Raw genomic sequence first — 13,918 nt, forward strand, 5'->3', positions numbered from 1 at the left:
GTAACACGTTCTCCTTTAGAGAGTAACAATATGATCTTATATCGTAGAGAGATACGAAGTTCTGTTTTCCTTTTAGACAGAACAGCTTGTATAGTTTTGAGAACTTCTTCTGATAAATCAAATGAATTTGGTTTTGGACCACGTGGATATCTTTTTTGCATAATTCTTTCCTCCTTAAAATTTCTATGCCCACGTGGAATTATCGTCATTTTATCAGCAAAACTTTAGAAAAAACTGTGAAAAAATTTACTTAACACAGTACTAGCATAAAGGTTAAAATAGTGTATAGGGTTCTGCAAAATAGGATTTGGGGGAGACAACAAATAAATATCAAATATAAATATCAAAATGCAAAATTACAAATCAAATTTCAAAAAGGACTTCAAGTATTTTAACGCTGAAAGGAAAGAGATAATTTTACTGAACTTTGGCAAAGATAGTTTATAGTTGATAGTAGATAGTTGAAGAACTATAGACTATAAACTATAAACCATAAACTATAAACTATAAACGAGTTTTGCATTTTGCTCTTTGGAGGAAATCCCTTTTGGACACCAAATCTGCATAGATTTCACTATTAGAGTTATTTTGAGACACCACCTCATTCTTCTGCAATTTCTGCCCGTTTTAGTCTGAAGTCTGATGTCTATAGTCTATTGTCTGAATCACAGTTGGAAATTGGCAAGGTTCAAATCAGTTCTTTATTCCATAATCCATTTTTCCGGTTACAACTCCAATAACCATAAGGATTAAAGTTAATAAACTCCCAAATAATCCTGTTTTAAAACTTAGCGGAAAATACACAAATTCAACCTGATGATTACCTTTTGGGAATTTGATAGCCCGAAAGATGTAATTCGCCCGATAAATTTCAGTTTTTTGCCCATCTACATACGCCTTCCAACCAGGATAATATGTCTCACTCATGAATAAAAAGCAATCAACAGACGATGAGGCGTTAAGAATAATTTTATTCGGTTGATAATTTATTATCTCAACTCGGGATTGGAGATTGGAGATTGGAGATTGAGGATTGGAGATTGGGGATTCTAAAATTACTTCTTTTGTCGGGTCGAACGACGCTGAAATCACCGCCTTAAAAGCCTCCTTCCGATTCTTCACTACTCTAACTTTAGCCACTAAATATGCCCGCGGTAAAACCCCTTTATTTTCATATATTCTGACTATTCTATCTTTATCTTTAATCACACAAACCAGATTTAGTCCTTTAATAATATCTTCTGAAATAATATATTTAACATTTATCATTGAAATGAGTTTCCAGGTATTTGGTAATGGCACATTTTTAAGGAAATATATAAACCTGTCATAATCAACAATCGGGATTGCCTCATAACCGTATGCATCAAAAAGGAAATAATACATACCCATATTAGGTGCTAAAACAGATTGCATCTTTTCGGATGCCTCAAGAAAAGATTTAGCCGTAACTTCCCGATACCTTTTCTCGGTCTTCGGTTCTAATAAAAATCTATAAAATCCATCTTTACTTTTGATAACCTTAACTGTCTCAGGAACATAGTTATAAATATTCTGGTTAATAACCGGGTTAAGCGGCCATCCAAAAATCATTAATTCAAAACTCACCAGACTAATGACCACCGCAGAAAATAGCCATAATTTCATTCTGTTACCAACATAAATTAAAAAACAAAAGATACACAGAAGAAAAATACCCAGGCACGGGCTGTGGAAATAACCGAATAGTTCATTGACTTCTTTAAATAAGAAAAAGCCTCCCTTAATCCAGCAAAGGATACAAACAACCATCAGGCTAATGGCAGGTAAAACCAAAAGAGAGCGTTTTTTTTGTTCTAAATTTCCTAATAGATATTGAAATCCAAATCCAGCTAAAATACTGATTGAGAAATTTATGATACAGAAAGATTTTATGGGGTAACGCATCATATTAAAAAGTGGTATGTGCTTATAGAAAAACTTATATAAGTTTCCACCATAAGATACCGTGATAAAACTTATGAGTATTATTATCCAGAAGATAACGAGTTTCCTTTGTTGTCTAAAAAATATGGCAATTAATGAGAACAAAAGGGGTAAAATCCCCAAATGTAGGCTTTTAAAGAATTGTTGGTGCAAAAGAGTATTTGCCTCGTTAAAAAAAGGGACGATTAGATTTAAAAATTCATATTGAGAAAAAGCCCATTTAGTTGCTTCATTAAGACCAACTCCTTTTCCCCGCGTAGATAAAAGAGTTAACTCAAAAAAGGGTAAGGTTTGAAACAGGGTTAAGCCAAGAGCAATGAGCACCACAAGAAAATATCTCCGCATTGCCTTAAATGAAAAATACCAGAGTGTCCAAAGAAATAAGGTAATTAAGCTCAGATAAAAGACCACCGGGTCTCCACCAAGGAGTTGAATCCCGAGTGCAGTTCCACTCAACAGGGTGAAAATAAGCCCATTTGATTTTATAGCGATTGAATAAAGAAAAAAGATTATTGGAATCCAGGTCACAGAGGTTAAGGTATTAGTCAGGTCAATGCAAGATAGCATATACCCACTAAAGATATAGGTGAGACTGCTGATTAATGCAGAGGATATGCACAAATTCCAGTGTCGCATCAGGAAATAAACAAATACACCAGCTAAAAAGTAATGGATAACAATAAATAATTTAAGCGAAAGCATAAAAGGGAAGAGATAAAAAATAATTGAGATGGGATAAAAGATAGCCAGTTGAATTAAGGCAAAAAAAGGCATTCCACAATAAACATAAGGATTCCAGAATGGGAGGATGCCTTGTTTAAGACATAAAACGCCGTAGTGATAAAGTGGATAAAAATATCGGCTAAAATCACGATAAACAAAGGTTAAGTCCGTGAATAGAACATAGCCAAAGAAAAAAATGATTAATAATCCGATAATTAATATTGCTAAAATATCCTTTTTATTCAATTTTAGTTCCATTTGTTTAGAGTAGAGGTCAGAAGACAGAGGACGGATGTTAAGGTAATATATAACTATTCAGCCACAGATGAATACGGATGAAACACTGAAAATTCGTGAATCGTGTCCGGTATCCGTGTCCGTAATTAGGCTCAAGGGTTTTTCTCCTGTTGTCCTCTGCCCTCTGCCTTCTGCCCTCTGCCTTCTGCCCTCTGCCCTCTGTATTTATCCGTGCTAATCCGTATCAATCAGTGGCTGAATAGTTACCTGATTTAATTCATCCCGATGTTGGTAAATCTGGCAAATAACCTCACAAATCTTATTTAACTCCTCTGGTTGCAATTCGTCATAAATAGGCAGACAGAGAATATTATTTGATATTTTCAGGGTATTGTCAAGGTCTTCTTTATATTTAGGGTAGAAATGGCGATATGCCTTCTGGATGTGGACAGGTGGATAAAAGTATTTTCGGGTCTGGATATTTTCCATTTCTAATGCTCTGGCTAATTGGTCACGATTTAAACCAAATAATTCCTCATTGATTAAAATAGCAAAATCTTTAAATGTGCACAGACAATCTTTATTTATTTCCTGAAATTCAATTCCTGGAATTTCGGATAACTTTGTTTTATAATCCTGGGCTAATTTATTTCTAATATTTATTAAATCTTCTATCCTAACTAAGTTTTTTAACCCTAATATGGCAGAAAATTCAAGCATTCTGGCATTTAGGCCAATTAATTCACAATCATAATCCGAGTCAATGCCGTAATTCCTCATTAATCGTAATTTTTGTGCCAGGTCTTTATTATTTGTCGTGATTAACCCTCCTTCGCCAGTAGTCAATGTTTTAGTTGGGGTTAAACTAAATATCTCTGCATCTCCAAAACCACCAATTAATTTAGATTTATATTTAGCTCCAAATCCGTGAGCAGAATCAAATATTAGACTTAATCTATAATCTTTGGCTAAATTATCCAATTCATCTATCTGAGGGGGATTGCCAAATATGGATACGGCTAATATTGCACAGGTATTTCCAGTGATTGCTTCCTCTACCTTAACCGGGTCAAGCGTAAATGATCTGGGGTCGCAATCAACATATCGCGGTTCAAGATTATTCCATTTTAATGAAAGGCAGGTGGCAGTAAAGGTAAAACTGGGGACAAGCACTTCACCGATTAATCCTAATGCCTTTTCAACTAAGATTAATCCAGAGGTCGCATTTGATACAGCAATGACATTTTCTACACCTAAATATTGAGCACATCGTTGTTCAAATTCGGCAACATATCTGCCATTAGTGATAATTCCTGAATCAAATGTTTCTTGTAATTCAGATTTTATCTCCTCTAATTTTGGCAGACCTGGTCGAGTAATTGGGAATAGTTTCTGAAATGCTGGGTTACCACCTAAAATAGCGGGTTTATAATTCATTACTCCTCCTTATTATTCTGCCCGGGATACCTACAACCGTCACATTATCAGGCACATCTCTAATTATGACTGCGCCCGCACCAATGATGGAATTCTCACCAATAGTCAAGTCATCAATCACTGTTGCTCCAATGCCAACGAAGGCATTTTTTTTAACCTTTACGCCACCAGCTAAATGCACCCCTGGGGCAATATGAACACCATCTTCGATAATACAATCATGCTCAACAATTGCCCCGGTATTGATAATAGCATTATTGCCAATTTTTACATCAGGATTGATGGAGACATTAGGCGAGATGACGATGCCTTCACCTAAAATAGCACATCTTGAGATAACTGCGGAGGGATGAATCGCATTGATAAGTAAATAACCTATTTTTTTTGCCGCATCAGATAGTTCTACCCTTCTTTTATTATCTCCAAAGGCAACAATACAACCATCTGCCTTATTTTTATACAATTCTGGTAAAAGAGATAATCCTCCTAAAATCTTAATTCCTTTAACTTCTGTTTCCCAGATTTGAGGATTATTACAAACATCAATAAAACCTATGATTTGAATATCTTTATTATACTGGAGAATATTTAATACCACCCGTCCTTGTTCCCCAGCACCTAAAATTATAGCACGCATAAATCACCCATTTATGAAAGCTTTTTTATCCCGAATTCCGGTGGTGTCTTAATCTAGCATAAAGGTTAAAATAGTGTATAGGATCCTGCAAAATAGGATTTGAGAGAGACAATAAATAAATATCAAATATCAAATATTAAATATCAAACATAAATATCAAAATGCAAAATTACAAATCAAATTTCAAAGAGGAAGTAGCAGGGTTTCTCAAAGAGTTGGAGGAATTTGGTAATATCTTTGCTTCAAGTATTTTAACGCTGAAAGGAAAGAGATAATTTTACATTTTGATATGTAATTTTTATATTTGCTTTTTGCATTTTGCTCTTTGGAGGAAATCCCTTTTGGACACCAAATCTGCATAGATTTCACTATTAGAGTTATTTTCAGACACCACCCGAATTCCGACCCCCAAATACTTCTATATCCACTATAATTTTCTTGTCTTTCTAATCTGCGAAATCTGCGGATATTATTTATAAAACAAGACCCCACTATTTATATTTTTATAGCAGGGTCTTATTTTTTTCATATTTTAAGTTTTTTTCTTCTTATCAACGATAATTTTCATTGTTATTTCATTGCACTTTCCATCTTTTCGATATGTCCACTTGAGACTGCACCTTCAAATAACTTTTTAATTTGAGGTCCTAAGGCGATAAAAATAGCCACCACAATCACCGCAATCAAACCTATAATTAACCCATATTCCACCATTCCCTGACCTCTTTCTTTTCCTCCAAACCATTTTTTCAACAGGCTTTTCATCTCTTTCCCCACCTCCTTTAGATTTGGTAATTGGTTAAATAGATACTACTTACCAATTCCTTGAATTTACTATATCATACTTTTAATTAATTGTCAAGTTAATTTTTTAGATATTCTAAAATTAACTCCTGCCAATTTGGGGTGATAATCTCAAATTCTATCATTAAATAAATAATAGGAAGGTCATCTGGAATTAAATCTTGTAATCTGACCATATCCTTTTCAGTTGTAACAATAAAACTTACTCCTTGTAAATAATCTATTAATTTATTAATATCATTTTTTGTATAAACATAATGGTCAGGGAATTTCAGGTGTATAAATTTTTTTGTGGTGAGTTTTTTTAGAATAGTTTCAAAAGAATCAGGGTCAGCAATACTTGATAAAGCCAAAATATCTAAATCTTTAATGAATTCTAATGGGTATTCCTTTTTTGAATCAAACTCAATAAATTTTATTGGTTTATGAATACTTTCTAATATTGGTGCTTTTAGATTAATCCTTTTTAAGTTCTGAATAATCTCGTTTCTATTTAAAGATTGGTCTATTTTTGTAATAATAAAGATATCTGCCCTTTTTAAATTTTTAATTGGCTCTCTCATAATTCCCATTGGGAAAAGGGCATTATTACCAAAGGGATTTTTGCCGTCTATTAAAACTATGTCCAGATTCCGTCTAAGTCGCCAGTACTGAAACCCGTCGTCAAGGATGATTATCTCTGCTTTAAATCTGTCCCTGGCGTAGGTGGCAGACTTAATCCTATTCTTTCCAATTATAACCGGGATATGTGGTAATTTTTTTGCTAAAAGATATGGTTCGTCTCCTGCTTCTGATGGTGTAAGAAATATTTGCTTCCCATCTGAAACAACAGCCATTTTATGTTCGTAGGAACTTTTATATCCTCTACTTAAAATAACAACCTTCTTATCTTGAAATAAGTTGGCTATTTGAATCACCGCCGGTGTTTTTCCCGTGCCACCTAAGGTAATATTCCCAATACTTACAACTTTTGCCCGACCGTGATGTTGGTTCATTATTCCTGTTTTATATAACAATAGTTTTATTTCTATAACGATATAGTAAAAAAAAGACAAAATATCCAGAACAAATAGGATTAGTTTATTACCTCTTTCTTTTCCAAAGATAATTTCTTGAATATAATTAACCATTTTTTAACCTTTTCTTTTATATGGGAAAATGGTCAGCCGTGCCCCAAAGTAGCCGATTACAGAAAATCCATCTTTTGTTTTTATAAAACCTAAATCAAATCCTATAAATCGCTCAATAGAGGTGTTTATGACTAAAGTAGAACCAGAATCAAGTGGGCTAAAACCTTCGATATTAATCCGACGGTTAAAAAGTTTTGTTTCAAAGCCAAATATAAGTGTTTTATTAGAGGTTACAGCCATATACTTTGATAACGGATTTACCAATTTCCCGATTTCACCAGACATCACACCTAAATGATATTTTTTGTTTTTGAATTCTTTACTAAAGATAAGATATGGGAATCCAAATCTATCTGACTTACCTGAGAATTCACCACCCATTTGAGCCGGAGTAGATGCCGCCCCCTGAAGGACTAAAAACCACTCATATCCACATCCAACATTGGGGATTTGTGTTTTCTCTTTCAGCAAAGAGAATTTAAAATCAGCGGATAAAAATAAAAATTTAATTGGTTCAAAAAGTCCACTATCTTTTTTCCTTCCTTCATCATACTTATATTTATACCATAATTCCCCAATATAATAAGCAATTAAAAAATCTGTATTAAATCCTAATTTATCATCCCTTCTATAAGCCGTGGGGATGAGCATCAATCCTGTATCTAAAAGAGTATCTGTGCCAGGTTCAGCCGTTACCGTTCCAATAGTCAAAGTGCCGGATAAAGGTGCAGTTGTTTGAGTTCCTGCAGACAAAGTTATTGTTGCTGGTATAATTTCCTGGGTTGAACTACCTACTGGCGTCCGTGTGCCACTATCAAGACCTGTTGTTCCCACAACTTCTATGGTTGTTACAGTCCCTTTGAGTTCTTGAGATTCTAATGTGGTGGTTGTTGTTACATCTGGAGATGAGGTAGTTTCAGGCTCGCTGGGAAGATTTACATCTTCTTCTTGTATGGTTGGTGTGCCCGTCTGAATTGTCTCCGTCCCTGTCAACACACTAATTTCCTCTTCTTCTTCTTTCAATGGCATCTTCTCATCTAATTCTTGACAAAAAGATACCCCTGCCATTGAAATAAAAAGGCATAAACATAAAATTTTATGAAACATATTATATATTTTACACCTTAATCATCACTTTGTCAACAAACTTTTGCACAAAAGTAACTATTCACCGCAGAGACACGGAGACACAGAGAAAAAATTAAAATCTATTGGCTATACGCTTAATTCCATCTCTTAGAACAGAAACATTAAAATTGATCAATAAACCTATCCTTTTATTCATCATTTTTAGATAGGTTAAAAGTTGAGCTTCGTGAATCGGAAGTAGTTGCTCGACTGCTTTTAATTCTACGATAACTTTTTCTTCAACTAAAAGATCTATCCGGTATCCACAATCTAATTTAAATCCTTTATATATTACAGGTAATTCAACTTGTCTTTTGAAAGCTAACCCCACCATAGATAGTTCATAACATAAACACTCTTCATATGCAGATTCTAATAGACCTGGACCTAATGTCTTATGTATTTCAATTGCTGCACCAATAATTTTTTCTGTTATCTGATTTATTTCCATGTTTTCTCTGTTCCTCTGCGTCTCTGCGGTGAATAGTTACCAATAAGTATTCAAAAATATTGACAATATTAAAATTTTGTGGTATAATACAGGTCAAGATGAATAATATTTTGGTTATGGAAGATAAATGTATCAGTTGTGAAGAATGTATCAAGGTGTGTCCTTTTGGTATAATTGCGTTAGCGGCGGATAAAGCGACAATAGGAGCGGGGTGCAATTTATGTGGAATATGTGTTGATGCCTGTCCTACAGGGGCTATTGTGATGACAGGGAAGGTTGAGGTAAAAAGCACGAATGATTATAAAGGTGTGTGGATATTTGCAGAACAACATTTTAACAATTTAGCCACGGTATCATTAGAACTCCTTGGAGTAGGAAGGAAATTAGCCGATAATTTACAGGTAGAGCTGAGTGCTGTGTTTTTAGGAAGTAGAATCGAAGAATTTTGTCCTCAATTAATTGCCTCAGGAGCAGATAAGGTTTATTTATTGGATTCGGAGATTCTGGCAAATTATTGTGAAGATACATATACAAAGGCAATAGTTGATTTAATTTTAGAGTATAAACCAGAGATTTTTTTGTTGGGCGCAACTAATAGTGGACGGGCTTTGGCGCCAGGAATAGCGGCAAGATTAAAAACAGGACTAACCGCTGATTGCACTGAACTTAAAATAGATGAAGAAGGTAAATTTCTTCAAACAAGACCAGCATTTGGTGGTAATTTGATGGCAACTATTATCACCCCCAATCATAGACCACAAATGGCAACAGTCCGACCAAGGGTAATGAGCAAACCTATCCCGATAGTTGAACGAACTGGAGAGATTATTAGAATAAAACCCAATGTTATGCAGGAAGATATGAGAACTAAGATAGTAAATTGGGTTAAGGAGATAAATGAAGATGTAAATTTAGAAGAGGCTGATATTGTCGTTGCCGGAGGAAGGGGATTACAGGAGGCAAAGAACTTTGAATTAATTTCAGACCTGGCTAAGGTTTTAGGGGGAGCAGTAGCGGCCTCACGAGCCGCAGTAGATGCCGGCTGGATTTCTCATCATCATCAGGTTGGTCAAACAGGAAAAACTATCTGCCCAAAACTTTATATTGCTTGTGGTATCTCCGGAGCTATTCAACACTTAGTTGGAATGCAAACTTCAGATTGTATTGTGGCTATAAATAAAGATAAAGACGCCCCTATCTTTGATGTCGCCAGCTATGGAATCGTGGGTAACCTATTTGAAATACTTCCGGTTTTAATTGAAGAATTTAAAAAAAATCTGTAACCGTTCAGGTAGTCCTTTACCGCAGAGACGCAGAGGAACAGAGAAAACATAGAAATAAAGTAACTATTCAGCCACTGATTAACACGGATTAGCACGGATAAAAAATAAAATCAGTGTTTCATCTGTGTCCATCTGTGGCTGAATAGTTATCAATAAATTTTAATTTTTTCTCTGCGTCTCTGTGTCTCTGCGGTGAACGGTTACGGCGAGGGATTAAGAAAAACAGAAAATAGCAGGCAGATATAATTCTGACTACTAACTACTGTCTACTGACTACTATATTTAGTGAGGTAAGGAAAAATGATTCATAAAGAAGATTCAATCTTAATTAATCAGAATATAATTGCAACCTTTAAAGTCGCTAAAGATATTGAAAGACTCTCAAGTTTTATCCCGGAATATAAACAGGTGAAAATTATAAGTAAAGAAAACAATAAAATGGTGCTTGAGGCAAAAATTAAAATCTTTGGATTTGTGCCAATTACCTATATATCTACCGGGCTAATTACGGAAAATAAATCAATCAAGTATGAACAGATTAAAGGACCTTTAAAGGGTTTGCAGACAGAATGGAAATTTGAAGAAATAGGAAATGCAACTAAACTAACTATAATCCATGATATTGATATAAAAATACATAGAATAGAAAAGTTGATTTATAATTTATGTATTAAAAAACTTGCTAATGAAGTATTAGTAAGTATGAAAAAAGAATTAGAAAGGGGTGATTTAAAATGAATTTTACCTTTATCTATGTTGCCTTCCTCATTATATCAACTGTATATCGGTTGAGGAGAATAACCAAATCATATGCTGAAGAACCAAGACCAGGTAAGGTTTATATGCCGATAAGTTATGCTATCTTACTTCTCCTTTACCTTTTAATCTGGACCGGTTCTGTGGTCGAATATTTTTATCTCCATATTCAGAAGGTTAATTTAATAATTAGTGGGATTGGTTTTTTAATGTATGTCAGTGTGATTCCATTACGCGATTATGCCGCACAAACCCTGGGTAAATATTTAAGTCCGGATATTAAAATTGTAGAAGGGCATAAATTAATTAAGGAAGGACTTTATAAATACATAAGACATCCCCTGGCACTATCTGCTATCATTGAGGTTGTTGGCATTACCCTTATTCCCAATTCTTACTATTCATTTCTTGCCGCCTTATTTATCTTTCTCCCATATATGCTTTTCAGAATCCACTTAGAAGAAAAAGCATTGACTGAAAAATTTGGTCAAGAATATATTGATTACAAAAAAGAAGTGTCGGCATTTTTACCTTTTAAAAAGAGGATTTCAAAATGACTTTTTATCCAATTACATTAGGTTTGGTTAGCTTCATCAATCTATTTTTAGCTCTATTTGTTTTTACTAAAAATGTTCAATCTGAGAAAAATAAGTCATTTGCCTTCTTTGAAACCTGCCTTGCTGTCTGGGGTAGTGGGATGTTGATTATGACCGTTGCTAAAGATAAAGAAACAGCAATGTTGGGTGTAACTATTCTCCATCTTGGGCTTTTGTTTAGCTTTTCAAGCTTTCTTAATTTTGTCTTAGCCATTACAGATGACCAGACTAATCTAAATAGAAAGATATGTTTTCTCGCCTACCTCTTAGGTCTATTTTTTAACATTATTGATAAAATACCTCTGTTGGCGGTAGTTTCGGATGTAACTATTACCTTTGGGACTTACCAACCTATTACCGGACCATCAGGACCTCTTTTCAACCTGATGTTTCTCTCCTTTATGTCTTATGCAATTTTACTCCTCTACAAAAAATATAGAAAAACAGACTCATTCTTAGAAAAGAATCGTCTAAAATACATCTTTTTTGGTATGGTAGTGGTAATATTAAGTAGTCTATCTAATATCCTTTTAGTTATGGGAATAAAGATATATCCTCTGGCTCATCTGGGGCTTACCATTTATGCCTTAATGGTTACATATAGTATTGTTAAATATCGATTAATGGACATTACCATTATCATTCAGAAAGGACTTATCTATTCATTACTAACGGCATTAGTTACCGCTATCTGGCTATTAGCCATATTTACCTTTGAAGTGCTTTTGCACTTTGAGACACTCTCTGCTCGAATACTGACGATAATTATTATCATCCTTATATTTCAACCCGTAAGAGAAAAAATCCAGCTAATTGTAGATAAGATGTTTTATCGGGAAAGACATGACCTGCAAGAACTCTTAAAAAAAGTAACCGGGGAAATATCTACAATTATTAGCCGCGATACCTTGATGTCATCAATACTTAATACAATTAACCATACCCTTCACCCTGTCTTTGTCCAGTTATTACTTTTAGAGGAATCTGAAAGGGTCTATAAACCAGAATTTGGACTCGGTGAGAACGATAAATCTATTATTATACAACAGGATGAGCCTATCGTGGCGTGGTTTAAGAATGAAAAAAGGGAATTATTACAGGAAGAGGTAAGGGAGAATCCTGAATTTAACGGGATGAGGGCAGTAGTAACCCAGGCTATTGAAAGATTTAAAGCAATTGTTTCTATCCCAATTATTTTTAAAGAAAACTTAATTGGGATATTAAATTTAGGGCCGAAATTAAGTCAGACACCATATAATCAAGATGAATTGACCTTTCTTACTACCTTATGTAATGAGGTTGCGGTTGCCTTAGAAAATACAAAACTATATACTGACCTTCAAAAAGAGACTATAAAACTACAAAATTTAACCCAGGACCTAAAAATAGCCAATAAATCTAAATCTGCCTTTTTGAATATTGTTTCCCATGAATTACGCACTCCACTAACGGTAATTATGGGTTATGCGAGTTTGTTGTCTAATAAAGCCCTCGGTGAAATCACAACAGAGCAAGAAAAATCTGTTAAAATTATGCTGGACAAATGCAGACACCTGAATGAACTAATCGGTGATATCTTAGACCTGTCTAAAATCGAACGAGGGAAAAAATATGAATTAAAAAAACAGCCTGTTGACTTTAGAAAGATAATCGAAGAAACTGTATTGATTTTTACCCCATCTGCCAGGGAAAAACAAATCTCTATTCAGACAGAAGTAGCCCCCAATATCCCTGTAGTGTGGTATGACCCGGAGATAGCAAAGGAGATTTTTAGTAAATTGGTCGATAATGCAATAAAATTTACACCCGCTATGGGGAAAATAACCATCAGATTTGAAGATAAAGATAATTATTTGCAAGGTTGTGTAGAAGATACGGGAATTGGGATTAAACCCGAAAATCTCAATAAGATATTTGAACGGTTTTATCAGGTGGATATGTCTGATACCAGGAAATATGAAGGCACAGGACTGGGACTATCCATCGTCAAAGAGGTATTGGAAGATTCTGGTGGCAGTATCAAAGTAGAATCACAAGAAGATATTGGTAGTAAGTTTATATTTACCATACCCAGAGAAGAAGTACCAGAAGAAGAACTACCGAAAATAAAATTAAAGGGGAAAATACCATCAGAAACAAAAATTTTAATGGCAGATGAGGATTATGATAATTTAAAACTCGCCGAGTTATATTTAAAAACCAATGGTTATAAAATAGATATTGTCCAGGATGGTTTAGAGGCATTAAAAATGTTAGATAAAGAAAAACCTAATTTAGTCATAGTCAGCCTTAAACTTCCGAAGATAAATGGTTATAATATTGTCCATATCTTGAGAGAGCATAAAGAGACAAAGGATATTCCACTGATTATGTTGGTTCCGCTGGCAGAGGAGGAAAATTTACCCACGATTTACAAAGCCGGAGCAACCACCCACCTTTTTAAGCCTTTTGATTTTAAAAATTTGATGGAGAAGGTCGCAGAATTTTGTTGACATAATCAATGATTAGTGATAAACTTTACTCGTAACTATTCAGCTACTGATTAACACGGATTAGCACGGATAAATAGCAGAGGACAGAGGGCAGAAGGCAGAGAGCAGAAGGCAGAGGACAACAGGAGAAACGGACATGTCCACAGGGTGGACACAAAGTCTTACGGTAAAATGTCAAGTAAAAAATTAAGTTTTTTTAAAAATATTTTTCCTGACTTATATCCCTAAAAAGGCACAAAAATAGTATGTTCGGATACAAGTGAATTTTTTAAATATCCA

Annotated in this window: 11 protein-coding genes; 4 read left to right on the top strand and 7 right to left on the bottom strand. The window is 34.4% G+C overall.

Annotation, left to right across the window (positions count from 1 at the left end):
* Positions 1-693: 693 nt before the first annotated feature.
* From AB1422_09980 to AB1422_10010, 7 genes are all read right to left on the bottom strand, one after another.
* Complete coding sequence (locus AB1422_09980) at positions 694-2,946, bottom strand: YfhO family protein (GenBank protein MEW6619642.1); 2,253 nt, start codon at positions 2,944-2,946, stop codon at positions 694-696.
* Positions 2,947-3,159: 213 nt separating this feature from the next.
* Positions 3,160-4,362, bottom strand: coding sequence for a DegT/DnrJ/EryC1/StrS family aminotransferase (locus AB1422_09985; GenBank protein MEW6619643.1), 1,203 nt, complete (start codon positions 4,360-4,362; stop codon positions 3,160-3,162).
* On the bottom strand, positions 4,352-4,999 hold the full coding sequence (locus AB1422_09990; protein MEW6619644.1) for an acetyltransferase: 648 nt from the start codon (positions 4,997-4,999) through the stop codon (positions 4,352-4,354). The genes AB1422_09985 and AB1422_09990 overlap by 11 nt, the downstream gene beginning before the upstream one ends.
* Positions 5,000-5,569: 570 nt before the next feature.
* Positions 5,570-5,764 carry a hypothetical protein gene (locus tag AB1422_09995; protein MEW6619645.1) on the bottom strand — a complete coding sequence of 65 codons (195 nt, stop codon included), beginning with the start codon at positions 5,762-5,764 and terminating at the stop codon, positions 5,570-5,572.
* Between the two features lie 98 nt (positions 5,765-5,862).
* Entirely contained in the window at positions 5,863-6,933 is a 1,071-nt protein-coding gene (gene lpxK, locus AB1422_10000; protein MEW6619646.1) for a tetraacyldisaccharide 4'-kinase, read from the bottom strand.
* Between the two features lie 3 nt (positions 6,934-6,936).
* A complete protein-coding gene (locus AB1422_10005; protein ID MEW6619647.1) occupies positions 6,937-8,001 on the bottom strand; it encodes a hypothetical protein in 1,065 nt (354 codons plus the stop codon).
* A gap of 133 nt (positions 8,002-8,134) precedes the next feature.
* Positions 8,135-8,512: a GxxExxY protein gene (locus AB1422_10010; protein ID MEW6619648.1), complete on the bottom strand. Its 378-nt coding sequence runs from the start codon at positions 8,510-8,512 to the stop codon at positions 8,135-8,137.
* Positions 8,513-8,610: 98 nt separating this feature from the next.
* Here AB1422_10010 and AB1422_10015 point away from each other — a divergent pair, with 98 nt between their 5' ends.
* The 4 genes from AB1422_10015 (at position 8,611) to AB1422_10030 (ending at position 13,639) form a co-directional block, all read left to right on the top strand.
* The gene (locus AB1422_10015; GenBank protein MEW6619649.1) at positions 8,611-9,795 is read left to right on the top strand and encodes an FAD-binding protein; all 1,185 of its coding nucleotides are present in this window, start codon (positions 8,611-8,613) and stop codon (positions 9,793-9,795) included.
* Positions 9,796-10,095: 300 nt separating this feature from the next.
* Positions 10,096-10,533 carry an SRPBCC family protein gene (locus AB1422_10020; protein ID MEW6619650.1) on the top strand — a complete coding sequence of 146 codons (438 nt, stop codon included), beginning with the start codon at positions 10,096-10,098 and terminating at the stop codon, positions 10,531-10,533.
* Entirely contained in the window at positions 10,530-11,108 is a 579-nt protein-coding gene (locus AB1422_10025) for an isoprenylcysteine carboxylmethyltransferase family protein (protein ID MEW6619651.1), read from the top strand. The genes AB1422_10020 and AB1422_10025 overlap by 4 nt, the downstream gene beginning before the upstream one ends.
* Positions 11,105-13,639 (top strand): ATP-binding protein, encoded by a 2,535-nt coding sequence (locus AB1422_10030; GenBank protein MEW6619652.1) that lies wholly within the window; start codon positions 11,105-11,107, stop codon positions 13,637-13,639. The genes AB1422_10025 and AB1422_10030 overlap by 4 nt, the downstream gene beginning before the upstream one ends.
* Positions 13,640-13,918: the final 279 nt, after the last annotated feature.

It is taken from the genome of bacterium (assembly GCA_040757115.1).
Classification (GTDB): Bacteria; UBA9089; CG2-30-40-21; order CG2-30-40-21; family SBAY01; genus JBFLXS01.